We start from the raw sequence: 24,582 nt of genomic DNA on the forward strand, positions 1-24,582 counted from the left end.
CTTACAAAGCGAAGTCTTGTTTTGTTCTTGAAACGACTTATTTTGAGCTTGTTTTCGGTTATGTAAAAAATACATTATCAATTGCAGCCTAAAAATTAGCCAGCTTCAAAACGCATTTATTGAGGTTTGAAAGGTTGATTAAATTGAATAATTAGGTGGGAATTGAGTTTTTTCACAGCCTGACGTTTCCGAGATAGCTTTGGAAAAAGCAGAGAAAAGGTGTGAAAAACTTAAAAATGTAAGTTTCAGAAATTTAAATTTTGCATCGGAGTTGCCAAATGATCAGTTTGATTTAATTGTAATTTCTGAGGTTGCTTATTATTTATCCCCAGAAGATTGGGAAATAGCAATACTAAATTTATTGAATATTCTATCATTGCATGGGCAAGTAATTTTGGTACATTGGTTGCCAAAAGTCCACGACTATCCGCAAACTGGCGACGAAGTTCATGATACTTTTCGCAATTTAATGTCTGAAAAAATGAAAAATATTTTCTGTGATAGAAAAGAAAATTACAGGATAGATTTATGGGAAAAACTTATATCTGAATAATTTTTTATAAAATCTTTTAACTCCCGAATTGCTATATCGATACTAGTATTAGTAAATCTTTCTCTCCAAAACTGTTCGTTGAAGCGGATTATTTGCGCGAAAAATTCACCAAAATAAATACCTGATTTAAATTGTCTTAGAATTTCATCATTAAAAATAAGTCTAGAGTCAATTTTTTGAAACTCTTCATTAAAATCAAAATTTTCTGAATCTCTTGTTATCCAAAGATTTTGTAACTTTTTTCTAAGATTAAATTTGAATACTGTGTAACTGCAACTTTCTACAAAAATTGAATTTTCCTTGTTGGTAAAATTTTTCCATTGGTTGAGTTGAAAAGACAATCCAACTTCCGTTCTGCCAATATATCTTGCAGATGTATGCACCTTCACATTGTTGCTATGTTTTATCTTTGCGTCAACAGTTTTTAATACCTCAAAAAATGCGCAATCTTCCAAAAATTTCACATCTGGAATTCCACCAGATCTTGCAAAACACTCGGTTGTAATAGCAAAACTACCATTAAAATGTTGATGGTGTTTCGGCCAAGGATCTTCAAAACTACCTAGAATTAAACATTCTAAATTGGCAACAAGTAGAGCATATTCTTCATCTTTTTTATGATGATTGAATGTTGCATCATCTAATTCTTGAAGTTCATTTTCAAAAAGTAAAATTCTACCACCTACTGCTTCGGCTCCATTTTCAATTTCAAGGGAATTTTGTGAAACCCAGGTTGTAGATACTTCTGTATCTCCATCTGTGGTCAAAATGATACCTCCATTATTTTCCATCAATCTAATATACGCAGTATCCATTAAATTTCTACGTATAAAACCTATGTTTGCCTGATGCTCGGGAAGCGTAATTTCTTGTAAATAAATATTTAATTCAGGATGCTTAATTTGGAAATCTTTAATGATGCTTGCACTACTATCTGTGCAATTGTTTGCTAAAAGAAGAATTTCAAAAGCACTAAAATCAAATTTTTCACCATTGGGAAAAACCTGATTTATAAATGCATTTAAAGTTTTTAAAATGTATTTTTCTTCATCTTTTACAGGAATTACGATGCAATATTTAATAGTTGAAGCAACCTTGTGCTCGGTAAAAAATGTTATTTGTTCCAAGTGAATGTCAATTTATAGTGAGGAAAATTATAATTAAGTAAAAAACTCTTCCATCTTGAGGAAGAGCTTTTTAAAAACAATTGAATTAATATTAGGCAGGAATAGGATTTTCTTCTCTTTCCCAAAATCTGCACTTTTTAATATCTGCTACAATATCTTCTAATTTACCAGTGGTAGAAACACCATCAACTTTAGTATTCGTCAATGCTTTTTCTAATAATTTTTTCCCGTTGGAATTAGAAGCTACAGGTTTACAATGTTTAAACGCTTCTGCTACAAAATGTATTGCATCTGCATTTTGTACTAAAGTTTCTACACTTTCTCCACCTGGAATATATACGGCATCAAAAACTACAGATGCAGCAGTAAGAAAACTTTCATCAATTGGCTGTTCATTTCCGTCGGATGTTTTCACGAAACCTTGTTTTGGTGCGATGATCATTACCATTGCATCTAAATTTTCTAGTTCTAATTTCATCTTGGAAAAAGCATCGTCTTCTACTCCATCAGCCACCAAAAATGCTATTTTTCTTGTTTTGATATTATTTGGTAATTTATCTGCCATACTCAAAGAAGCTGCTTCTTCAATAGGTAATTCACCTTTAAAAGAATGAAACTCTTCTAAATTTCCATCTGCGGGAATACTTCCCGTAATTGGTTGTGGTAGTTTTGCAGGAATTAATCCTAAATTACCTCCAACAATTTTCGCCAAACTTTCATCAATTTCTAAAAGCATATTTACAACTCTTTGTCTAATAGGCACAGTTTTCACTTTCCCTAATTCGAAAGAAAATGCGTTTTGGATGTGTCTTTTTTCATGGGAAGTCATGCTATTATAAAAAAGAGCTGGCTGGCTAAAATGATCAAAAAAACTTTCGCTTCTTGCTCTAATTTTAGTAGCGTCTATTCTTTCTTCAAAGGATGTAAAACCTCCCTCCATTTTCCCCGCTTGGAAAGGACATCCACCACCCAATGTATTTGGATGATAAGAAACTCTTCCCGTATTAATTTGGGTTCTATGTATCCCTTGTCGTTGGTTATTTGTAACTTCAGGAATAGATTTATTGATCGGTATTTCGTGAAAGTTTGGACCACCCAATCTAGAAATTTGAGTATCTGTGTAAGAAAATAATCTACCTTGCAAGAGCGGATCATTACTGAAATCTATACCTGGAACCAAATGTCCGGGGTGAAAAGCGACTTGCTCCGTTTCTGCAAAAAAATTATCTGGATTTCTATTTAAAGTCATTTTACCAATAATTTCTACTGGCACCATTTCCTCAGGAATCAATTTTGTTGGATCCAAAAGATCAAATGGATGTTTGTGCTCATCTTCTTGTGCTACAATTTGCACACCCAATTCCCACTCAGGAAATTGTCCAGAATCAATTGCTTCCCACAAATCTTTTCGGTGAAAATCACTATCCTTCCCAGAAATTCTTTGTGCTTCGTCCCATGCCAATCCTTGTACACCTTGCAACGGTTTCCAGTGAAATTTTACGAAATGCGAAGCTCCTTCTTCATTTATAAATCTGAAGGTGTGTATTCCAAATCCCTCCATCATCCTCAAACTTCGTGGAATTGCACGATCGCTCATTGTCCAGAAAATATGATGCATAGATTCTGGCATCAAAGAAATAAAATCCCAAAAAGTATCATGTGCAGATGCAGCTTGTGGAAATTCTCTATCTGGTTCTGGCTTTACAGCATGGATAAGATCTGGAAATTTAACAGCATCTTGAATGAAAAAGACAGGCATATTGTTCCCTACCAAATCATAATTCCCTTCCTGCGTATAAAATTTCACGGCAAAACCACGCGTATCTCTTGCTACGTCTGTAGAACCTTTGCTACCTGCAACAGTAGAAAATCTCGCAAAAACGGGCGTTTTGATCGTAGTTTCATTTAAAAATTTTGCTTTTGTATATTTCCCCATAGGCTTATACAATTCAAAAACACCATGTGCACCAGAACCTCGCGCATGCACAATTCTTTCTGGAATTCTCTCATGGTCAAAATGTGTTATTTTTTCTCTTAGAATAAAATCTTCTAATAAGGTTGCACCTCTTGGACCACTTTTTAAGGAATTTTGATCATCGTTTATTTTCAAACCTTGGTCTGTCGTTAGAAATTCACCCTGATTATCTGTGGTAAATTGCCCCAATTGCTCTTTTTTAGGATTTGCGCCGTTCTCAAAAGGCTCTTTTTCATCTATTTTCATAATAATTTGTTTTTAAAATCCTTTTAATCCGCTTTTTCATCTTTCGCTTGAAAATCTTGTGACGCTGCCTGCGAATTTAGATTGGTATCTGCAATTGTACTCAGTAGACAATCAGATTTTTTTTCTTCGCCTAGTGTTTTTAATAGTAAATCTAACGCTGGTCTTTTGTTCAGCGTTTTTGCAAAAGCAGCCAAAGTGCCATACGTTGCAATTTCATAATGTTCAATTTTTTGTGATGCAGCTATTATTCCAGCATCTCGAACAGCACCTTTCTCGGTTTCTTCAAGAATTTCTTCGCCTTCTTTTATAAGACCTTCCATTGCCAAACATTTTTTACCTTCGGCTTTTTCGCCAAGAGATTCAAAAACTTGATCCAAGCGGTTTACATGCTCCTTTGTTTGTGCTAAATGTGTATCTATCGCCGTTTTTAATTTTTGATCTGTTGCATTATCAAACATCACCGGCAATGTTTTCACCAAGGCATTTTCTGCCCAATAAATATCCTTCAAACTGTCTAGAAAAAATTCTTCTAAATTTTTTGCTTTATCAGATGAATTTCCCCCTTTTGATTTTTCATTTTTTGTAGCCATTGTTTTTATTTTAGGTATTATTTGTTTGAATTTTTCAACTAATTTATTTATTGTTTTTTGAGGAATTTCCTCCGTTAAATGAATGTCTAAAATACATTTTCTAATTCGATTACATATTGAAAATATTGACGCTAGATTTTTAAATATCATTTAAATAAATACATAAAACTTTATGTAACCATTGATTTACAACGGTTTAAATATTTATTTCATTTATAATAAATCCAATAATTTCATTTATAATTTTCATTGAATCAAATTTAAAATTAATAATCTTAAAAATAATTCAGATAGTTTTAAAATTAAAAAAAAATTAAAAATTCTATAAAAACAAAAAAAACTTATAGTGTATTTTTGTTTTAATATTTAGAAACAAAGAAGAAATCATACGATTATTTGGCTAGTTCTATACATCAAATTCGAATAAAAATCATTAATTAAAACTTGGAAAAAATGGAAAACTCTTGGGATAAAATGGAAAAATTACCTGAATATGACATGCTTGTTTTTTGCCATTTGCGGTGGGATTTTGTGTATCAAAGACCGCAACATCTTATCACGAGATTATCAAAAAAATATAATATTCTAGTAGTTGAGGAACCAATTGGTAGGATAGAAAATTCGGAAAACAAACCAGAACTTTTTGAAATCACAAATTCACTTCATGTATTACGACCAAGAATAAATCAACTTCACGAATTGGGATCTTATTTAAACGAGCATATAAAGCAGCGAACTTTTCAAATCTCGTGGTTTTATTCTGCAGCTTTTATTTCTGTGTTAGAATCTACGGAATTTGAAACTGTAGTCTACGATTGCATGGATGAATTAACCTTATTTAAAGGTGCATCGCCAGAATTGATTGAGCAGGAAAACAATTTGCTTTCTGTGGCAGATGTTGTATTCACTGGTGGAAAATCTCTTTTTGAATCTAAAAACAAAAAGCACAACAATGTCCATTGCTTTCCAAGCTCTGTAGATATAAATCATTTTTCTGGTTCGCAATTAAATAAGGTAACGAAACCAAAAGATCTTGAAAATATAACCAAAAAAATAGTTGGCTATTTTGGCGTGATTGACGAAAGAATTGATCTTGATTTAATAAAAGAAACTGCGCAAAAAATGCCAAACCATGATTTCGTAATGATTGGGCCAATTTGCAAAATTGAAGAAGAAGATTTGCCTCGCGTAGAAAACATCCATTATCTGGGTATGAAATCTTACGAAGAATTGCCGCAGTATCTGCATTTTTTCGATTTTGCAATGATGCCTTTTGCCTTGAATGATTCTACAAAATTCATCAGTCCAACAAAAACGCTGGAATATATGAGTGCGATGAAACCTATCATCTCTACAAAAATAAAAGACGTACTAAGAGATTACAGTGATTGTGTGAATTTAATTAATGGATCTGAAGATTTTTGTAATGTAATTGAAAATCCAATCGAGACTTATAAAAATCAGTATAAAACAATTTTAGAAAATACTTCTTGGGACAAAACTGCAAAAAGTATGATCAACTTAATAGAAAAAGTAACCGCATGAAAAATTACGATATTTTAATAATTGGAGCAGGAATATCTGGTTCTGTATTAGCTGAAAGATATGCTAGAAAAGGAAAATCTGTTTTGATAATGGACAAAAGAGATCATATTGCAGGAAATTGTTTTGATTACAAGGATCAAAATGGGATTCTGACCTCAAAATATGGTGCTCATTTGTTTCATACAAACGATGAAGGTGTCTGGAAATATGTAAATCGATTTTCTGATTGGTATAAATGGGAACATAAGGTGATTGCGAGAGTAGACGATAAAACGGTACCAATTCCTGTAAACATAACCACTGTAAATACATTATTTAATATAAATTTGACTACAGAGGTAGAAATGCAAAAGTGGCTTGCAGATAATCGCATAGAATATTCCCAACCAAAAAATGGCGAAGAAGCCGTTTTAAATAGAGTTGGCGAAGTTTTGTATGATAAAATGTTTAAGCATTACACCAAGAAACAATGGGATAAATATCCTGCAGAATTGCATGCTTCCGTTTTAGAGAGAATTCCCGTGCGAGATAATTATGACGATCGTTATTTTTCCGACATCCATCAAGCGCTTCCAAAAGGTGGCTATACGCAAATGTTTGAAAATATTTTGGACCATCCCAATATTCAAATTTTATTAAACACAGATTATTTTGAAGTAATGGACCAACTTTCTGGTTATGAAAAATTATTCTACACTGGACCAGTTGATCGCTTTTTCGAATTTAATGATAAACTCACGGAAAAATTGGAATATAGATCCATCAATTTTGTGACGGAACATCTGGAGAAAGAATATTTTCAAGAAAATTCTGTGGTTAATTATCCCGGTAAAGATGTAGAATTTACTAGAATTGTAGAATATAAGCATTTTGGAAATCAACAATCAGACAAAACAACTATCGTAAAAGAATTTACAGTTGATGAAGGTGAACCATATTATCCTGTACCGAACGAAAAAAACCAAGAAATTTATAGTAAATATAAAGAAGAGGCAGATAAATTGACCGATGTTTATTTTGTTGGAAGGCTAGCAAATTACAAGTATTTTAATATGGATCAAGCATTTAGAAATGCGCTAGATCTTTTTGAAGAATTAGAATGTTCTGAACCAAAAATATTGGAAAATGCACAATCCTTTTAGTTCCTACTTTATAGGTGGGTTTGAGTGCGCAGATCACCTCAATAGATCTGGTGAACGCGTAAATCTTTTAAAGAATACAGAGCATGACATTCGTGCAGAAGAAGATTACAAACTGCTACTAGACATAGGAATTACAACAGTACGAGAAGGAATTTGTTGGAGCGAAGTGGAAACTGGCAAAAATATATTTGATTTTTCAGAGGTTTTAAATAGAATTCAAATTGCTGAAAATCTAGGAATTCAGATTATTTGGGATATGATTCATTTCGGATATCCGGAAGATCTTTTTCCAACACATCCGAAATTCTGCGAGCGTTTCATAAATCTCTGCAGCGCTTTTGTGAAGTTTTACTTAGAAAATTCCAGCCAGCCTTTTTTAATCGTTCCTATCAATGAAATTAGTTTTCTATCATGGTTTTCAGGAGATGTACGCGGAACTGCGCCTTATCTGGAGAGATGCGGTTTTGATATGAAATACCATCTTTGCAAAGCGGCGATATTAGGTATAAAAACTATAAAAAAATTAGATCCAACTGCGACTGTTTTTTTGGTAGAACCTGCCATACAAGTACATAATAACGGACTTCTTTCTGAAGAAGAATTATTAAAAATAAACGGTTATCAGTTTGAAGCTGTAGATATGATTTCTGGAAGAATGTGTCCAGAATTGGGCGGAAATGAAGAATTATTAGATATTTTTGGTTTAAATTATTATTGGAATTGCCAATGGATAGAAGGTGGAGAAACTGTGTATTGGCCAGATCCACTTAAGAAAAGAAAACCTTTGAATGAAATAATTTCAGAAATTTATACAAGATATGGAAAGCCAATTTTTCTATCAGAAACAGGACATTTTGGAGTGGGAAGAGTTCAATGGATTGAGGAAATACATCAAGAATGTTTGATTGCAAATAATAATGGCGTTCCGTTTTGGGGCATTTGTATTTATCCTGTAACGGATCGTCCAGATTGGGACAATTTAGAAAGCTATAGCAATTGTGGAATTTTTGATCTGGATTCTCAAAATAATAGAATACCAGAAAAATCTTATGTTGAATGTATAAAAAAATTGGTAGATGAAACCTCTGTTCATCAATAAAAATGTAATTTTTAAATTATATTTTTTATTTTTAGGAAAAGTAAACTTATGAATCAATTATTTTTCGACAACTGGGATGGTATTTTAAGAGTATTAATTACCACGGTGATTGCTTATTTTCTCGTAATTTTAATGCTTCGCATTTCTGGTAAAAGGACTTTAGCCAAGATGAATGCATTCGATACCATCGTTACGATTGCATTAGGTTCAATCTTGGGATCTGTCATTTTAAATAAAAGTACTCCCATTGCGGAAGGATTATTAGCAATTGCTTTGCTGATATTTTTACAATTTGTAATAACTTCTATCACAGTTAGAAGTCGTTTTTTCAAGAAAATAATTAGCAATACACCAACTTTGATTTATTACAAAGGAGAACTATTACATCCTACGATGAAGAAAGAGCGAATTTCCATAGGAGAAATAAATAAATCTGTGCGAGAAGCAGGTCACGCCAATTTTGACGATATAGATGCAATTGTGCTAGAAACAACTGGAGATATTACCATCATTACAAACAATAAGGAAGAAAGAAATTCGGCCATGACGGATGTAAAATCTTCCAAATTCTAGAAATAATTCAGAAAAGAAGATCGATCAATTTTTTATAAATCTTCTATAAAGATATAATATCAATTTATCTTTTTTTTAAATTTATTGAATGCATAAGATACAATTATTGACCTTAACCACAAAGAAAACCCTGCCATCAAATGATTGCAGGGTTTTTGGTATTTACGAGTGAAATTGTAATTTATTTCTCCGCCTCAATTTTAATTTCCGAAATTTGTGTTGCTGGCTCAATATTCCATTCGCCATTTAATTGACGATGGACATGACAATTATCCGCTTGCTTAAATAATTCTTGCCTTTGCTCTTCCGTTATGTCTCCTTCAATTTCAATGCTTACCTTAATATTAGAAATTAAACCATGATCTCCACGAGAAGAATCTTGCGACAATTCTGCTCGCACTTCGCCAATATCCCAAGCTTTTTGGGTTGCAACATAGCGAATAGTTGCAACTTTACACATTGCCAATCCACTTAAAACCAACTCTGATGGCCCAAAACCTAAACCTGTGCCTTTGCTTTTTAAAGGCTGATCTCCGATGATGACGTTGGTACCATTCGTAATAATACTTTGATAACCTTCTTCTAAATTTTTAATTTTAATAACTGTTGCCATAATTTTAACTTTTATATATTATTATTTTATTTTTTACAATGCTTCTAGTTCACATTTTATAATCAATTTCTTTTCTTCAGAAAGTTTTAGACTAATAATTGAAAAATTGTGTTAAAAAATTTTCTGTATTGTTTTATCTAAAAACTTAGATTGTTGATTACAAGTATCGCGTACTGTAAAACCATTTTTTTCTAAACAATCCTTCACAAGCAAATTTGCTCTGTGGATCATCTTTGAATAATCAGACTTTGTAATGCCAAAATCCTGACAAATTTTGTTTGAAGTTTTATACAGTGAATTATCTGTGTTGATGCTACTTTTCCATTTATCTTGTAAATTGTCCAAACAAATAGAAAGCTGGTTGGTAAAATCTTCATTATCCCACAGACTTTTTTTGAATCCAAATTAGCTCTCTTTACATTGAATTCCAAATATTATTTCAAAATAATCTCTGCTTTTTAAATTGCATTTTCTTACAACATCAGCATTTTTAGCTCTTCAAAAATATAAATCTGAAAGGAAAATAATTACCATTAATTTAAGACTAAGTTGTAAGGTTTCCACTTTCTAGCGTCATTTTATATGATAGTTCTTAATTTTAACCTAAAATAATAATTTCACATTATGACGAAACCAGACTTCAGCAATCTTAAAGCATTATTCATCAATTGTACTTTAAAAAAATCTCCTGATAAAAGCCATACCGAAAATTTATTTCAAATAACGAAAGGCATTATGGAGAAAGAAAATGTAGATGTAGAAATTATCCGCTTCATCGATCATGATGTGGCAACAGGTATTTATCCGGATATGACGGAACATGGTTGGGAAAAAGATGAATGGCCAGAATTATTTAAAAAAGTGATGGAAGCAGATATTTTAATTGTTGGTACTCCAATTTGGCTCGGCGAAAAATCTTCTATCGCACAAAAACTCATAGAAAGATTGTATGCAATGAGTGGAAAAACCAATGAAAAAGGGCAATATATTTTCTACGGAAAAGTAGGTGGAACCATCATCACTGGAAATGAAGATGGCGTGAAACATTGCGCTATGGGAATTTTATATGCATTGCAACATATTGGCTACTCTATTCCACCACAAGCAGATGCAGGTTGGATTGGAGAAGTTGGTCCAGGACCAAGTTACGGAGATACCGAATGGAAAGGGCAACCCATTTCTCCTCCACTTGGAACCGATACGGAATTCACTAATAAAAATACCACTTTTATGACGTACAATTTGTTGCATTTAGCATCAACATTGAAAAAACAAGATGGTTATCCGCAATATGGCAATTCTAAACAAGATTGGGAAGATGACACAAGATGGAATTTTGAAAATCCAGAATACAGATAGTTTATAATACCAGAGAGATTAAAGAACATTGAAATGCGCAGTTTATACATTTAAATTAATGAGCACTTTTTCCAACTTTTTTCAATGAGCAATTTTACTTCAAAATCTAATTTTAAGTTTTTTGTTTTTACTTACTGATTAAGATTTGTTCGCTAATAAATTCTAGAATCCTAGGCGTTGCTAATTTTTTTAAAGTATTTATAAAGCAATTGGAATTTACGCACAGTTTTGTACAGTCATCATTATTTTGTCTGTACTTTTTGCGATTCATAAAAAAAATTAAAATAGCTTTTTGAAGGCTGATTTTAACCACATTGCCACAAATGATGACAATTATATTTTAACTTAAACCTATATACAATGAACGTTTCAGAACAATTATTACAGATTTTAATCAGTACTGGTGTAAAAAATGTACACGGTGTGACTGGAGATGCCTTAAATTTTTTCGTAAAAGCCATAGAGAATAGCGACGAAGTGGAATGGCGCGCTTTCAAGCACGAAGGCAATGCTTCTTTTGCAGCCTTTGGAGAAAGCGAGACTACGGGAAATCTAGCAGTTTGTGCTGGAACTGTTGGTCCAGGTGCTTTACACCTCATCAATGGTTTGTACAACGCTAAAAAAGAACGAACACCCGTAATTGCAATCACAGGGCAAATTCCACGCGCTTTGCAAGGCACAAACTATTTTCAAGAAGTAGATTTAAAAAAAGTTTACGATGATGTTTGTGAATATCAAGCCATCATAAAAACTCCCGAAGAAGCTCCACAAATAATTCAGCGTGCTATAAAAATTGCTCTTAATAATCGTACGGTTTGCAGAATAGAATTGCCCGCAGATGTTGCTGAAATGGAGGCAGAAAATCAGGAATTTGTATATCCATTGATGAAGTCAGAAGCTATTTTGACTCCAAGTAATCTCCAAATTGAGAATGCGGTAGAATTGATAAATAAAGCAAAAAAAATTGCAATTTTAGCAGGTCATGGTTGTAGAGAAGCACGCGAAGAAGTCTTGGCTTTATCCAAAAAATTAAAAGCTCCCATCACACATACTCTCAAAGCTGCAGATATTTTTGATCACGATGCAGAAAATGTTGTTGGATTAACGGGTTTAATAGGAAATCCTTCTGGATACCAAGGAATTATACAATGTGATTTATTGATTATGTTGGCTACAGATTTTCCCTATATTCAATTTTTACCTCACGAAACCGATACCATTCAGGTAGATATTCGCCCAGAAAATATTGGCAATAGAACTTCAGTAAAATTGGGTATCCATGGTGATGTGAAAAACTTTGTAGAGCGACTGCTACCAAAAATTGAAGAAAAAACAGACTCTAAGTTTCTTGATATATTGACAGCAAATTTTGCAGCATATAGAAAAGATAAATTGGCAGAAGCCTCGCCAGAAAGAGATATAGAACCTTTGCATCCGCAAATTTTTGCACGGTATATTAATGATCATGCTTCTAATGATGCAATTTTCACCATAGAAACTGGAACTTCTGCAATTTGGGCAGCAAAACATATTTCATTCCACACGCAAAGAAGAATTATCGGATCATTTAATCATGGTTCTATGGCAGTTGGTTTGCCTTCTGCAATGGGAGCACAATTCGCTTTTCCAAATCGAGAAGTGTGGTGTATTTCTGGTGATGGAGCCTTTAATATGGCGATGCAAGATTTCATAACCGCAGTTCGATACAATTTACCCGTGAAAATTTTAATCCTAAATAATAGCCAATTAAGTTTTGTAAAATTGGAAATGGAACAAGTTGGATTGACACCTGCGATGGATGCTTTGCATCAAGACAATGTAAATTATGCAGATTATGCCAGACTTTGTGGTGGAGAAGGTGTGCGCGTGGAAAAGGCTGCAGATATTGAAAAGGCTATTGTTATGGCAAAAAATAGTAAAAAACCTTTCATTATCGATGCGGTGGTCAATAGTGGAGAATTATCTTTACCACCTCATATAGGAATGAAACAAATTTTAGGATTTGGAACTTCAAAAGCAAAAGAAGTTTTACAGGTGATTAGTGGTGATAAAAACCAATGGGAAAATTTAAAAAAGGAATTGAAGACCTACTTCGATTAATTAAAAAATATATGAAAAATAAAAAATTAGCTTATTTCCTTTTAAGAATTATCGTTGGGATGAGCATGTTCGGGCATGGCTTAGTAAGATTACCGAAAATAGCCGCGTTCAGCGCAGGAATGGCGGAGAAATTTCAGGATTCTATGATTCCACTTTTCTTGGTAGAACCATTTGGATATATTTTAACTATTGCTGAATTTATCATTGGAATTTTACTTCTCTTTGGGTTTTTAACCAGACAAAGCTTAGTTGCTGGTAGTATTGTGATGATTGCACTTGTTTTTGGAAGTTCAGCCGTAGAAAATTGGCCCGTAATAAATTCTCAATTGTGGCATGCCGCATTATTTGCTTTTCTACTTTGGAATCTAGATTATAACTCTTGGTCTATCGATACGAGGAATAAACTTGAAGAAAACTAATTACAAGAAAATTTAATCATTAATTTTTGTCAGCATTAGAATGTAGCATCGTCTATTATTGTAAATTGTGGCAAAATTTAAAAAAAATGGAAAAAACATATTACAATCCCGCAGATCTTAAAAAATTTGGGAAAATAGTAGAATGGGGAAAAGAACTAGGCGAGAAGTTTTTCGAATATTACGGAAAAGTTTTTGAAGAAGGAAAACTAAGCGCACGAGAAAAATCGTTAATAGCATTAGCTGTTTCTCACACCGTTCAATGTCCGTATTGTATAGATGCTTATACTGGAGATGGCTTGCAAAGAGGCATCACCAAAGAAGAAATGATGGAAGCCGTGCATGTTGCAGCTGCAATTAGAGGTGGTGCAACATTAGTGCATGGTGTTCAAATGATGAATAAGTACGAAAAATTATCAATGTAGTTTTAAATTAAAATATGCTCTTAAAATCTTTACAAGCAAAAAGTAGCGCACTCTCACAAACTCAAAAACAACTTCAAATTCTTTCCGGAGGTGTATTTCAAGATGGAAGTTTGCCCACTTTTGCAAAAAAAATAGAACAATCCAATCAATTTCCGCTTCGTTCAAAAAAAATTGAGATTCTACAATTAAATGTTGGCTATATGTGCAACCAAGTTTGCGCGCATTGCCACGTAGATGCAGGACCAGATCGAAAGGAAATCATGACGGTAGAAACGATGCAACAATGTTTGGATGTCATCAAAAATACGGGAGTTCACACGCTAGATTTAACAGGTGGTGCGCCAGAAATGAATCCAAATTTCCGCTGGTTTGTAGAAGAGGCTTCAAAAATTGGTGTGAAAGATTTTATCGTTCGGTCTAATCTTACCATTATTTTGGCCAATAAAAAATACCACGATTTACCAGAATTTTTTGCAAAACACAACATTCACGTTATTTCTTCTCTACCCTATTACAAAAGAGAAAAAACCGATAAACAACGTGGTGATGGAGTTTTTGATAAATCTATAAAAGCTTTGCAAATGCTAAATGCAGTTGGATACGGAATGCCAGGAAGTTCTTTGAAACTAGATTTGGTCTACAATCCATCTGGTGCTTTTTTGCCAACCGATCAAGAGGCTTTGCAAAATGATTTTAAAATTGCTTTGAAAGAAGATTTTAATATAAATTTCCATCAATTATTTGCCATTACCAATTTGCCAATCAGTAGATTTTTGGATTATTTGATAAAATCTGAAAACTACGAAGACTATATGTATGCCTTGGTTGAAGCCTTCAATCCGAAAGCAGTGCAAAATGTGATGTGCACCAATACCATTTCCGTAAGTTATGATGGTTGGTTGTACGATTGCGATTTCAATCAGATGTTGGATTTAAAAATTGCAGTATCCGAAAACCATATTTCGCAATTTAACGAAGAAATATTGACGGATAGAAATATTTTAATTTCTCAACATTGCTATGGTTGCACAGCAGGAGCAGGAAGCAGTTGCCAAGGAACGGTAGCCTAAAATGATGAATGTTTCAAAAACAGCCATATTAATTTTTGCAAATTCTGCTAAATATGAAGCGTCTAAAAAACGATTCTATAAAGCAGAACTTTTGTTTGATGAATTAAATGCAAGTATTGAAAACAAAGTACAACAGACCAAAATCCCTTATTTCATCATTACTGAAAAGGAGCAAATTGGGACAAAATTTGGCCAACGTTTTTCCAATGCTATTCAATCTATTTTTGATAAAGGTTATGATTCCATCATCACTTTGGGGAATGATACACCACACATTCAACCTAAAGATATTATTGAGGCCTACCAAAATTTAGCTTCAAATAAAACCACTATTGGAGCATCTCATGATGGCGGATTTTATCTTTTAGGAATTTCGAAAACAAATTTTGACCAATTAAATTTTCAAGATTTACCTTGGCAAACAAGTTCTTTATTTGGGACAATTACCAAGAATTTTTTAGCTAAAAACATTCAATTTTCTAGATTAAAATCTCTGATTGATATTGATAATTTACGTGACGCCGAAAAAGTTTTACACCATTCTCATTTCATTTCAAAAGTTTTAAAATTAATTTTAATCAGTGTTTTTTATATTGATTCTAAGATTAATTTTCATCTGTTTAGTTTTAAAAATGATATCTACCGATTGTATTATTACAACAAAGGTTCGCCTTGTTATAATTAATATTTCGATTTATAATAAACATTTTTAATAACTAATTATCTATATATGAGGCATATATACTTATATTTTATGCTATTTTTTAGCATCATCGCATTTTCTCAAAATACAATTACCGGAAAAATAACAAGCAATTACAATGGTTCCCCTATTTCATTGGTGCAGATTTCTTCTTCTTCCAAAATGATAACAACATCTGGTAATGATGGCAATTATAGCATCATCATAAATTCAGATTCAGAAGAACTATCGTTTACTGCTCTTGGATATAAATCGCAAATAATTAAAATTAAAAATAGATCTACCATAAATGTAATATTAGAAGATAACACCGGAAATATTGGCGAAGTAGTAATTACCGCATTAGGTATAAAACGCGAGGCAAAAGCTTTGGGATATGCCGTTCAAACTTTGAAAGCAGAAGATCTTGCAGAAGTGAAAACGGTGAATTTTTTAGATAATCTATCCGGAAAAGTTGCAGGAATTTCTGTAACGCAAGGTGCAACAGGTGTTGGTTCTTCCTCAAAAATTACCATACGTGGAGAATCTTCTTTTTCTAACAACAATCCTTTGTTTGTAGTAGATGGAACACCTATTAATAATCAAACTGTATTTAATTTCACCAATGAAGCAGCAGCAGGTTTTCAAGAAATAGACTATGGAAACGGTGCGATGGAAGTGAATGCAGATGATATAGAATCTGTTTCCGTTTTGAAAGGACCAAGTGCAGCAGCTCTGTATGGAACGAGAGCTTCCAACGGCGTAATTGTAATAAACACAAAAAGCGGAAATGAGAGGAAAGGCTTTCAAATAAGTTTTAATTCTACATTTTTGGTGGAAACCGCATTTAAATTACCAAAATTTCAAAATGAATACGGACAAGGAAATTCTGGTAAATTTGCTTTTGTAGATGGTTTAGGTGGTGGTACAAATGATAACATTTCTTATTCTTGGGGACCAAAATTAAACGCTGGGAATTTCACCACACAATTTGATGGTCAGGTACAATTGTCGGATGGAAGTTTTGTGCGAGGTGGCGATACTTCATTATATTCAGGTTTGCCGATTAGACCTACAGAATTAATTTCTCATCCAGATAATATCAAAAATTTCTACAATACTGGAACCACCGCCATCAATAATATTGCAATTTCTAATGGTTTTGATAAAGGAGATTACAGACTTTCCATCACAGATTTAAGGAGTGAATCTATCATTCCGGGAGTAAATTTAAATAGACAAACTATTGCTACAAAATTCAATTTTAAACCTTCTGATTATACCACAATTTCTACTTCCATTAATTATGTAAATTCTAATAGCGACAATAGACCCTCGAACGGATATGGAAGTGAAAACGTGAATTATTCTCTTGTAGCGTGGGGACCAAGATCCTTAAATATTGATCATTTAAAAAATTATTGGCAACCAGGATTAGAAAAAATTCAACAATATTCTTTTAATTATACTTTTTTTGATAATCCTTACTTTATACTGTATGAAAACAGAAATTCATTTAATAGAGATAGATTGTTTGGAAACATTCAATTAAAACAAAAAATTACAGAAGATTTAAGTTTTTCAATCCGTTCTGGAATGGACTATAGCAATGAAACTAGAGAAATGAGACGAAATTTCAGCAGCAATCGTTTCAAAAATGGCGCTTATGCAGAGCACGATGTTTTTTATAGAGAAATAAACACAGATTTTCTATTAAATTACACGAAAAACATTAGAAATTTCTCTTTTGATGTTTCTGTAGGTGGCAATAGATTAGATCAAAACGCTTCTACCAAACAGATTCAAACGGTAAATTTAGCGCAGCCAGGCATTTTTAATTTAAATAATGCGGCGTCACCAATACAGGCTTTTCAATTTGAAAGTAAAAAGCGCATCAATTCTTTGTACGCGCTTGCAAAGTTTGGTTTCAAAGATTATTTATATGTAGATATTACCGCAAGAAATGATTGGTCTAGTGCTTTGGCAACGCCTTTTTCTGTAGATGGAACCTCATTTTTGTATCCTTCTGTTTCTAGTAGTTTCATTGTTTCTAATTTATTTTCTCTACCAAAAGCCATTTCTTTTGCAAAACTGCGGGCAAGTGTAGCACAAGTGGGAAATGATACCAATCCTTACCAAACATCGGGTGCATTTGTATCGCAAATTCCATTTGATAGTCAACCCACTTTTACGGCGCAAAATTTCATTCCAAATGCTCAATTGAAACCAGAGCAAACCACATCTTACGAGTTTGGTGCAGATTTGAGATTTTTCAACAATAGATTAAATTTTGATTTCACCTATTTTAATTCTAATACGGTAGATCAAATTATTTCGCTGCCCATCGCTATTTCTTCCGGATATGATCAGCAAGTTGTGAACGGTGGAAAAGTAAATGCTCAAGGAATTGAAATAATTCTAGGAATTACACCTATAAAAACACAAAATTTCAATTGGAATACCACCTTTAATTTTGCACAGAGCAAATCTGTAATTAAAGATTTACCCCAAAATGGCGGAAGATTAACGCTTGCGTACAGTAGAATTTATGATAGCGCCAACCAAACTGTTTGGATTCAAGTGGAAGAAGGTGGCAGAATAGGAGATTTGTATGGAACCGGATATTTAAAAAATGAAAATGGAGATTTCATATTAACAAGTGATGGAAATTATATTGCCGATAATGTTTTGAAAAAATTGGGCAATTACAATCCAGATTTCACTTTGGGTTGGAGCAATAATTTTAAATATAAAAACTGGAATTTAAGCCTTTTGTTTGATTGGAGACAAGGCGGCGAAATAGTTTCTAGAACCAGCGCTCTGGGAAATGTAGGCGGACAATTAGCCGAAACTTCTTACAGACCAGAAGCAGGAATTGTTGCGCAAGGTGTTGTAAATACGGGAACTGCAACCAATCCTATCTATGTGCAAAATACAAAAGCAATTTCTGCAGAAAGCTATTATCGCCAATATTACGATAGAAATCAGGAAGAAAATAATACGTATGATGCTTCATTTTTAAAATTTCGCCAGTTTTCTTTAGGCTATTCTTTCCCAATAAAGGAAGGGTTTTTTGGCTTAAAAAAAGGCGGAGATTTTTCTATTGCCTTGGTGGGAAACAATTTATTTGTGTTTTCTAAAGTTCCACATATAGATCCAGAGCAATTGGCGGTGCAAGGAAATGGCTTTGTGAGCGGTGTAGAAGATATAAGTTATGCTACTTCTAGAAGTATAGGTTTAAAATTGGGATTAAATTTTTAAAAAATTAGAAAACATGAAAAACTACAATATCATATCAGTTTTTATATCATTCTTCATTTTACTTAGTTGTACTCGCGATTTTGAAAACATCAATACCAATCCGAATGCGCCCAATTCTGTAGAACCGAGTTTTCTGTTGCGCCAAATAATTTATAATTATGGCGAAAATATGAGCTATGAAGGTTTTGTAGCCGGAGATTTATTGTCTCAACACAGAACGGCTTTAGATTTTAATTTATTTGATAGACATGCTCTAAATTCCCCACAATTAGGCGGAAATCCTTGGTCTATTTTTTATAAAAATTTAAGAGACAATGAAATTATTTTAAACCAATCTAGAAATTCTACGGCATACAAAGTCTATGAAGGACCCGCATTGATAATGAAAGCATATATGGCTGCAGGATTGACAGATTTATTTGGAGATGTGCCTTATTATCAAGCATTTAATGGCGTAAACGGAACAGTGACACCAGTTTATGATAAGCAAGAAGACATTTATCTAAAAGCAGGTGGAATTTTAGATAATATAGATAAAGGAATTCTGGCCATGCAAAATTATAGCGGCTCTATTGCTCTGCAAGGTGATATTATGTACAACGGAAATCTACAATCTTGGATTCGGTTTGCAAAATCTCTTAAAATAAAATTATTGCTAAGAATTTCTTCTAAAATTAATGTTGCATCGCAATTGCAAGCTATTTATACAGAAGGAAATTACATAAAACTAAATTCTCAAAATGCTATTTTTAATTTTACAAATACGGCACCCAATAGTTTCAGATTGGCGCAATTGAGAGTGGGAGATTTTAATAATTTTGTACTTTCCAAAACGATGCAAGATATTTTGCTAAACTTAAATGACAGCAGAATAAATAAATTTTTCAGACCTTTTTCCAATTCAAATTCTGGCGCTTATAATGGTTTAATCAACGGGATTGATGCTTCTCAAACTTCTATTGTTTTGGCAAATTATTCTCTCGCTGGAACAAGTTTTAGAGAAGATACTTCCACTTTAGATGCCAATTTTCTTACAGCTTGGGAAGTTCAATTTGCTTTAGCAGAAGCAGCTCAAAAAGGTTTGATAACTGCCAATGCACAACAATTATATGAATCTGGAGTAAGTTTGGCTTTTCAATATTGGAACACGGCTTTGCCGACAAATTATTTATCCGGTGAAGCGTCTTTTAATAATATAAATTCTACACCTTTGAAGCAAATTATCACCCAAAAATGGATTGCCAATATCATCAATGGATATGAAGGTTGGGTGGAATATAGAAGAACAGGTTTTCCAAATTTAAAGCCAGTTTCTGCCAGTTTAAATAATGGATTGATACCTGTAAGAATGCCCTATCCTACTGAAGAAGCCGCTTTGAATGGGCAAAATTACAACGCTGCTGCAGCAACTACCAATAACAATAGTATAAACTCACCAGTTTGGTGGAATCAATAATATGGAAATAATTTACTGGCAATGGTTGCTAATTATAGGTTCTAGTTTAGCATTTTTCTTTTTGTCGCCATTAGCGAAAACTACCGAGCAATTTTATAAAGCCATCCAAAACAACAAAGCACCTTCTGCAACTGTATTGACGGGAAGTTTAATCATCTCGTGGATTTTTGCAAAGAGCATTACCAATGCAGCCAATTTAGGACTAGAATTTGGAATTCTTGGTGGCATCGCGTATGCCGGATATTATTTTTCTTTTGCGGTAGCTGGTATTTTAATTTACCAATTGCGCGTGAAAGGCAATTATAAAAGTATTCATGATTTTATCGTTTCAAAATTTGGCAAGCAAGCCATGTTTTTGTTTTCTTTATTAATAGCCATTCGTTTGTTTAATGAAGTTTGGAGCAATACCATGGTTATCGGCACTTATTTCGGAGATTCTGGAACATCAGCTTATTATTGGGCAATTATATTATTTACCGTTCTCACTTTGGCCTACACTATAAAAGGTGGATTAAGCAGTTCTATATTCACAGATGTAATTCAAATGATTTTCTTTTCTGTGCTATTGTTAATTATTTTATTTAATATTTTCAGTTCAGAAAATTTTAAAGTTCAAGATATTTCACAATCAAGTGTTTGGAGTTTTGATTTGGGACTGAATCTTTTTTTCGCCGCCATTATTCAATCTTTAAGTTATCCTTTCCACGATCCTGTTCTCACGGATAGAGCATTTCTAAGTTCGCCAAAAGTAACTAGAAAAAGTTTTCTTTGGGCAAGTTTTTTGGGAGCAATTTGTATTATTTTGTTCAGTATTGTAGGCGTTTATGCAAAAGTAAACGGAATGCAAGGAGATGCAGCTTTTGAGGTTGGCAAAGCATTTGGAGTGATTATTTTATTGGTCATTAACTTCATCATGATAACCTCTGCAGCTTCTACTTTAGACTCTACCTTTTCTTCTTTTTCAAAATTGGCTGCAATAGATTTAAAACTGGGAAAAACAGTAAAGTTTGGTAGAATATCAATGATAATAATAGCAATTTTGGGTACAATTCCAGTATTTTTGAATGCCGAAATTTTATCTGCTACCACAATTTCTGGAACAATGGTGATTGGTTTAACCCCAGTTTTTGTATTTTGGAATATGAAAGTTCCCAAAATAAGTTTTTATTTAAGTGTGCTTTGTGGTTTGTTTTTCGGAATGCTCTTGCTTTTTAAAATATTTCCCGCAGAATTAATTTTCACAGAAGGGAAATATGCCGATTTATTATGGATCAATTTCTGGGGAATTTTATGTTGTATAATTGTATTTATGATTCCAAAATGGATAAAAAATTAGAAAATTTAGGTAAAATAGAAGGCAAAATATTGCTTTTTGGAGGTGTTTATAGCAATCTTCAAGCATTAGAAGCTTTGAAAACTGTGGCAGAAGAAGAAAATATTCTACCAGAACATTGCATTTGTACAGGAGATATTGTGGGTTATTGTGCGCAACCAGAAGAAAGTATTCAGTTTTTTAAAAATTGGAAAGCAAAAGCAATAAGAGGAAATGTAGAAGAACAATTGATTGAAAACGCAGAAGATTGCGGCTGCGATTTTACCGAAGGTTCGCGCTGTGATATTTTATCTCAATTTTGGTATCCTTATGCTAAAAGCAAATTGTCTGAAAATTCAATAAATTATTTAAAAACAATAGCCAATCATCTCACTTTTGAAATTGCTGGTAAAAAAGCAAGCGTTGTACATGGCGCGTATTCCAATATTTCAGAATTTATTTTTAAATCTACCCATTGGTCTAAAAAAGAAGAAAATTTTGAACAAACAGAATCCCAAATCATAATCGCCGGACATTGTGGTTTGCCATTTTTAGATGTAAAGGATCATAAATTTTGGATCAATCCTGGCGTAATTGGCATGCCTGCAAATGATGGAAAAACAGATGTTTGGTATGCTATAATGCAAGAAAAAGATAACACCTTAGATATTGAATTTAAAAATTTAAAATACGATTTCAAATTAGCAAATAAACTCATGATTGAAAATAATTTACCTTCAGAATATGCAAAAACATTAGTAACGGGAATTTGGAACAACATGGAAATCTTGCCAAATGAAGAAAAAAATTTACAAGGAAAAGAAATAGTATTTGACGCTATTAAAATTTCGAAAAAATAAAATAAATGACAAAAGAAAAATTACAAACAACCGCAGATTTTTTAATTAAAAAAGGATTTGACAAGCCAGAAATTGGGATTGTACTCGGAACAGGATTGGGCCAATTGGTGAATCATATTAAAATTGAAGTAGAAATTGATTATCAAGATATTCCAAATTTTCCGGTTTCTACGGTAGAATTTCACAGTGGTAAATTAATTTTTGGCACTTTAGAAAACAAAAAAGTAGTGGTATTACAAGGTAGATTTCATTTATACGAAGGCTATTCTTTGCAAGAAGTTACCTTTCCTATTTGGGTTTTGAATGCATTAGGAATAAAAAAATTATTTATTTCTAATGCAGCAGGAGCTATAAACCTCAATTTCAAGAAAGGAGATTTGATGTTGATAGAAGATCACATCAATCTGCAAGGAGGTTCGCCTTTAGGTTTTGCGAATGTATCAGATTTTGGCGAAAGATTTACAGATATGTGCGAACCATATGATTTAGAATTGAGAAATTCTGCCATAGAAATTGCTAAAAATCAAAATATTACTTTACAAAAAGGAGTTTATGCTGCAGTTTTTGGTCCGCAATTAGAAACAAAAGCAGAATACAGATATATAAAAATTATTGGTGCAGATGCAGTAGGAATGAGCACCGTTCCAGAAGTGATTGTAGCCAATCATTTAAAACTACCTGTTTTTGCAGTATCAGTTTTAACGGATGAATGCGATCCTGATGATCTAAAACCCGTAAACATTCCAGAAATAATTGCCATAGCTGGCGAAGCCGAACCAAAAATGATTACTTTATTTAAAGAATTGATAAAATATTAATCACAAATAATGCTAAAATTTACTAATAATAAAGCCAATTATAAAACAATCTCGTAAATAATATCACAACTAAAAATCTATTATGAATATTAAAATTTTTAATTATCTTTTCGTTATGTTGCTAATGTTCAGCTGCAATTCGAAAGGACAGAACAACAAAGTAATGGCTGAAAAGCAAACAAAAACTGAAGCTAAAAAAGGCGAAGCAGTAGCTGTTTTTGCAGAAGGCTGTTTCTGGTGCAGCGAGCATATTTTCGAATCTGTAGTTGGCGTGAGAGATGCCGTTTCTGGCTACACTGGCGGAACTACGGAAAATCCTACGTATGAAGAAGTAGGTTCTCATACAACTGGACATGCAGAAGCTATTCAAGTTTTTTACGATCCAAAAATCGTGAGTTATAAAGAATTGGTAGATGTATTTTTCGCATCGCATGATCCTACAACTTTAAACCAGCAAGGTCCAGATATCGGCGATTCTTATCGTTCTGCAGCTTATTATCAAAACGATGCAGAAAAAAAAATAATTGAAGATGCCATCAAAGATTTAACCGCGAAAAAAGCTTTTAAAAATCCGATTGTAACGGAAGTTGTACCCGCAGTTCCATTTTACAAAGCTGAAGATTATCATCAACAATATATTGATAACAATCCAAATAACGGATACGTGCAAGGAGTTTCTATCCCACGATACAACGAATTCAAGAAAAAATATAAAGGACAATTAAAACCTAACAAATAATATCTACCTATGAAAAAATTACTTCAAATATTGGCATTGCCACTAATAATTTTAATTTCTTTGGCCTGCACAAAGGTTGTTAGTAAAAACAACAGCGTTGCCGCAAATCCACCAACCGAAGTTCAAGAGGGACTTTCTTTAAGCGATACTTCTCTAAAAAAAGTTGAGAAAACGGATGCAGAATGGAAAAAAGTTTTGACAGCAGATCAATATTACATATTGAGAGAAAAAGGAACTGAACAACCTTTCAATAATGCTTTTAATGACAACCATGAAAAAGGACATTTCTTTTGCGCAGGTTGCAAATTGCCTATATTCTCTTCCGAAGCAAAATTTGAATCTGGAACAGGATGGCCAAGTTTCTACCAGCCAATTGCTAATACTAGAGTAAAGGAAGCGGTAGACAATTCTTTTGGAATGACGCGTGGAGAAATAGTTTGCGCAAGATGTGGTGGACATTTAGGTCATGTTTTTGATGATGGCCCAAAACCTACAGGATTAAGATATTGCATGAATTCTGCAGCAATGTTATTCAAAAAGTCTTAATAGAACACAATTTTTAATGATAACTAAAGCTACTTTCTAAAAGATTGTAGCTTTTTTTTGTAAAAACTTATTAGA

22 protein-coding genes are annotated in these 24,582 nt (G+C 33.0%); 18 read left to right on the top strand and 4 right to left on the bottom strand.

Annotated elements, in window-relative coordinates; translation table 11 throughout:
* Positions 1 to 193: 193 nt before the first annotated feature.
* A complete protein-coding gene (locus HNQ03_RS09810; protein ID WP_317170370.1) occupies positions 194 to 553 on the top strand; it encodes a class I SAM-dependent methyltransferase in 360 nt (119 codons plus the stop codon).
* On the opposite strand, the gene HNQ03_RS09815 is transcribed toward HNQ03_RS09810, so the two are convergent.
* The 3 genes from HNQ03_RS09815 to HNQ03_RS09825 form a co-directional block, all read right to left on the bottom strand.
* Positions 514 to 1,680, bottom strand: coding sequence for a glycosyltransferase (locus tag HNQ03_RS09815; RefSeq protein WP_173779503.1), 1,167 nt, complete (start codon positions 1,678 to 1,680; stop codon positions 514 to 516). The two genes, HNQ03_RS09810 and HNQ03_RS09815, sit on opposite strands and share 40 nt — an antisense overlap.
* 91 nt (positions 1,681 to 1,771) lie before the next feature.
* Positions 1,772 to 3,901 (bottom strand): catalase, encoded by a 2,130-nt coding sequence (locus tag HNQ03_RS09820; RefSeq protein WP_173779504.1) that lies wholly within the window; start codon positions 3,899 to 3,901, stop codon positions 1,772 to 1,774.
* 23 nt (positions 3,902 to 3,924) lie between these two features.
* Positions 3,925 to 4,491 carry a YciE/YciF ferroxidase family protein gene (locus HNQ03_RS09825; RefSeq protein ID WP_173779505.1) on the bottom strand — a complete coding sequence of 189 codons (567 nt, stop codon included), beginning with the start codon at positions 4,489 to 4,491 and terminating at the stop codon, positions 3,925 to 3,927.
* Positions 4,492 to 4,944: 453 nt separating this feature from the next.
* On the opposite strand from HNQ03_RS09825, the gene HNQ03_RS09830 reads away from it, so the two are divergent.
* Genes HNQ03_RS09830 through HNQ03_RS09845 form a run of 4 tightly spaced genes read left to right on the top strand, consistent with a single transcriptional unit; the run spans position 4,945 to position 8,850 of the window.
* Positions 4,945 to 6,036, top strand: a complete 1,092-nt coding sequence (locus HNQ03_RS09830) for a glycosyltransferase (RefSeq protein WP_173779506.1) — start codon at positions 4,945 to 4,947, stop codon at positions 6,034 to 6,036.
* Positions 6,033 to 7,178 (top strand): UDP-galactopyranose mutase, encoded by a 1,146-nt coding sequence (gene glf, locus HNQ03_RS09835; RefSeq protein ID WP_173779507.1) that lies wholly within the window; start codon positions 6,033 to 6,035, stop codon positions 7,176 to 7,178. Before HNQ03_RS09830 ends, glf begins: the two co-directional genes overlap by 4 nt.
* A complete protein-coding gene (locus HNQ03_RS09840; RefSeq protein WP_173779508.1) occupies positions 7,162 to 8,277 on the top strand; it encodes a hypothetical protein in 1,116 nt (371 codons plus the stop codon). The genes glf and HNQ03_RS09840 overlap by 17 nt, the downstream gene beginning before the upstream one ends.
* A gap of 48 nt (positions 8,278 to 8,325) precedes the next feature.
* Positions 8,326 to 8,850 (top strand): DUF421 domain-containing protein, encoded by a 525-nt coding sequence (locus HNQ03_RS09845; protein ID WP_173779509.1) that lies wholly within the window; start codon positions 8,326 to 8,328, stop codon positions 8,848 to 8,850.
* 181 nt (positions 8,851 to 9,031) lie between these two features.
* Here HNQ03_RS09845 and HNQ03_RS09850 read toward each other — a convergent pair whose 3' ends face one another.
* A complete protein-coding gene (locus tag HNQ03_RS09850; RefSeq protein WP_173779510.1) occupies positions 9,032 to 9,463 on the bottom strand; it encodes an OsmC family protein in 432 nt (143 codons plus the stop codon).
* Positions 9,464 to 10,087: 624 nt separating this feature from the next.
* Here HNQ03_RS09850 and HNQ03_RS09855 point away from each other — a divergent pair.
* The 13 genes from HNQ03_RS09855 to msrB all read left to right on the top strand — a co-directional run bounded on the left by HNQ03_RS09855 (position 10,088) and on the right by msrB (position 24,507).
* A complete protein-coding gene (locus HNQ03_RS09855; RefSeq protein ID WP_173779511.1) occupies positions 10,088 to 10,822 on the top strand; it encodes a flavodoxin family protein in 735 nt (244 codons plus the stop codon).
* Between the two features lie 360 nt (positions 10,823 to 11,182).
* Positions 11,183 to 12,922 (top strand): thiamine pyrophosphate-dependent enzyme, encoded by a 1,740-nt coding sequence (locus HNQ03_RS09860; protein WP_173779512.1) that lies wholly within the window; start codon positions 11,183 to 11,185, stop codon positions 12,920 to 12,922.
* A gap of 11 nt (positions 12,923 to 12,933) precedes the next feature.
* Positions 12,934 to 13,341, top strand: coding sequence for a DoxX family protein (locus HNQ03_RS09865; protein WP_173779513.1), 408 nt, complete (start codon positions 12,934 to 12,936; stop codon positions 13,339 to 13,341).
* Positions 13,342 to 13,427: 86 nt separating this feature from the next.
* Complete coding sequence (locus HNQ03_RS09870; RefSeq protein WP_173779514.1) at positions 13,428 to 13,763, top strand: arsenosugar biosynthesis-associated peroxidase-like protein; 336 nt, start codon at positions 13,428 to 13,430, stop codon at positions 13,761 to 13,763.
* A gap of 14 nt (positions 13,764 to 13,777) precedes the next feature.
* On the top strand, positions 13,778 to 14,833 hold the full coding sequence (gene arsS / locus HNQ03_RS09875) for an arsenosugar biosynthesis radical SAM (seleno)protein ArsS (RefSeq protein ID WP_173779515.1): 1,056 nt from the start codon (positions 13,778 to 13,780) through the stop codon (positions 14,831 to 14,833).
* 4 nt (positions 14,834 to 14,837) lie between these two features.
* Positions 14,838 to 15,518 (top strand): TIGR04282 family arsenosugar biosynthesis glycosyltransferase, encoded by a 681-nt coding sequence (locus HNQ03_RS09880; protein ID WP_226927484.1) that lies wholly within the window; start codon positions 14,838 to 14,840, stop codon positions 15,516 to 15,518.
* A 45-nt stretch (positions 15,519 to 15,563) separates the two neighbouring features.
* Positions 15,564 to 18,776 (top strand): SusC/RagA family TonB-linked outer membrane protein, encoded by a 3,213-nt coding sequence (locus HNQ03_RS09885; RefSeq protein WP_173779517.1) that lies wholly within the window; start codon positions 15,564 to 15,566, stop codon positions 18,774 to 18,776.
* 13 nt (positions 18,777 to 18,789) lie between these two features.
* Positions 18,790 to 20,232: a SusD/RagB family nutrient-binding outer membrane lipoprotein gene (locus HNQ03_RS09890; RefSeq protein WP_173779518.1), complete on the top strand. Its 1,443-nt coding sequence runs from the start codon at positions 18,790 to 18,792 to the stop codon at positions 20,230 to 20,232.
* Between the two features lies 1 nt (position 20,233).
* Positions 20,234 to 21,568, top strand: a complete 1,335-nt coding sequence (locus tag HNQ03_RS09895; protein ID WP_173779519.1) for an SLC5/6 family protein — start codon at positions 20,234 to 20,236, stop codon at positions 21,566 to 21,568.
* Positions 21,553 to 22,404, top strand: coding sequence for a metallophosphoesterase family protein (locus HNQ03_RS09900; RefSeq protein ID WP_173779520.1), 852 nt, complete (start codon positions 21,553 to 21,555; stop codon positions 22,402 to 22,404). The genes HNQ03_RS09895 and HNQ03_RS09900 overlap by 16 nt, the downstream gene beginning before the upstream one ends.
* Before the next feature lie 5 nt (positions 22,405 to 22,409).
* Positions 22,410 to 23,222, top strand: coding sequence for a purine-nucleoside phosphorylase (locus HNQ03_RS09905; RefSeq protein WP_173779521.1), 813 nt, complete (start codon positions 22,410 to 22,412; stop codon positions 23,220 to 23,222).
* An 82-nt stretch (positions 23,223 to 23,304) separates the two neighbouring features.
* Positions 23,305 to 23,961 (top strand): peptide-methionine (S)-S-oxide reductase MsrA, encoded by a 657-nt coding sequence (msrA, locus tag HNQ03_RS09910; RefSeq protein WP_173779522.1) that lies wholly within the window; start codon positions 23,305 to 23,307, stop codon positions 23,959 to 23,961.
* A 9-nt stretch (positions 23,962 to 23,970) separates the two neighbouring features.
* Positions 23,971 to 24,507, top strand: a complete 537-nt coding sequence (msrB, locus tag HNQ03_RS09915; protein ID WP_173779523.1) for a peptide-methionine (R)-S-oxide reductase MsrB — start codon at positions 23,971 to 23,973, stop codon at positions 24,505 to 24,507.
* Positions 24,508 to 24,582 lie beyond the last annotated feature (75 nt).

This window comes from Frigoriflavimonas asaccharolytica, assembly GCF_013294015.1.
Taxonomy (GTDB): Bacteria; Bacteroidota; Bacteroidia; order Flavobacteriales; family Weeksellaceae; genus Frigoriflavimonas; species Frigoriflavimonas asaccharolytica.

Coding starts and splice junctions, on each gene's coding strand:
- HNQ03_RS09820 (WP_173779504.1), bottom strand. CDS start 3,901: ATGAAAATAGATGAAAAAGAGCCTTTTGAGAACGGCGCAAATCCTAAA.
- HNQ03_RS09825 (WP_173779505.1), bottom strand. CDS start 4,491: ATGGCTACAAAAAATGAAAAATCAAAAGGGGGAAATTCATCTGATAAA.
- HNQ03_RS09830 (WP_173779506.1), top strand. CDS start 4,945: ATGGAAAACTCTTGGGATAAAATGGAAAAATTACCTGAATATGACATG.
- glf (WP_173779507.1), top strand. CDS start 6,033: ATGAAAAATTACGATATTTTAATAATTGGAGCAGGAATATCTGGTTCT.
- HNQ03_RS09840 (WP_173779508.1), top strand. CDS start 7,162: ATGCACAATCCTTTTAGTTCCTACTTTATAGGTGGGTTTGAGTGCGCA.
- HNQ03_RS09845 (WP_173779509.1), top strand. CDS start 8,326: ATGAATCAATTATTTTTCGACAACTGGGATGGTATTTTAAGAGTATTA.
- HNQ03_RS09850 (WP_173779510.1), bottom strand. CDS start 9,463: ATGGCAACAGTTATTAAAATTAAAAATTTAGAAGAAGGTTATCAAAGT.
- HNQ03_RS09855 (WP_173779511.1), top strand. CDS start 10,088: ATGACGAAACCAGACTTCAGCAATCTTAAAGCATTATTCATCAATTGT.
- HNQ03_RS09860 (WP_173779512.1), top strand. CDS start 11,183: ATGAACGTTTCAGAACAATTATTACAGATTTTAATCAGTACTGGTGTA.
- HNQ03_RS09865 (WP_173779513.1), top strand. CDS start 12,934: ATGAAAAATAAAAAATTAGCTTATTTCCTTTTAAGAATTATCGTTGGG.
- HNQ03_RS09870 (WP_173779514.1), top strand. CDS start 13,428: ATGGAAAAAACATATTACAATCCCGCAGATCTTAAAAAATTTGGGAAA.
- arsS (WP_173779515.1), top strand. CDS start 13,778: ATGCTCTTAAAATCTTTACAAGCAAAAAGTAGCGCACTCTCACAAACT.
- HNQ03_RS09880 (WP_226927484.1), top strand. CDS start 14,838: ATGAATGTTTCAAAAACAGCCATATTAATTTTTGCAAATTCTGCTAAA.
- HNQ03_RS09885 (WP_173779517.1), top strand. CDS start 15,564: ATGAGGCATATATACTTATATTTTATGCTATTTTTTAGCATCATCGCA.
- HNQ03_RS09890 (WP_173779518.1), top strand. CDS start 18,790: ATGAAAAACTACAATATCATATCAGTTTTTATATCATTCTTCATTTTA.
- HNQ03_RS09895 (WP_173779519.1), top strand. CDS start 20,234: ATGGAAATAATTTACTGGCAATGGTTGCTAATTATAGGTTCTAGTTTA.
- HNQ03_RS09900 (WP_173779520.1), top strand. CDS start 21,553: ATGGATAAAAAATTAGAAAATTTAGGTAAAATAGAAGGCAAAATATTG.
- HNQ03_RS09905 (WP_173779521.1), top strand. CDS start 22,410: ATGACAAAAGAAAAATTACAAACAACCGCAGATTTTTTAATTAAAAAA.
- msrA (WP_173779522.1), top strand. CDS start 23,305: ATGAATATTAAAATTTTTAATTATCTTTTCGTTATGTTGCTAATGTTC.
- msrB (WP_173779523.1), top strand. CDS start 23,971: ATGAAAAAATTACTTCAAATATTGGCATTGCCACTAATAATTTTAATT.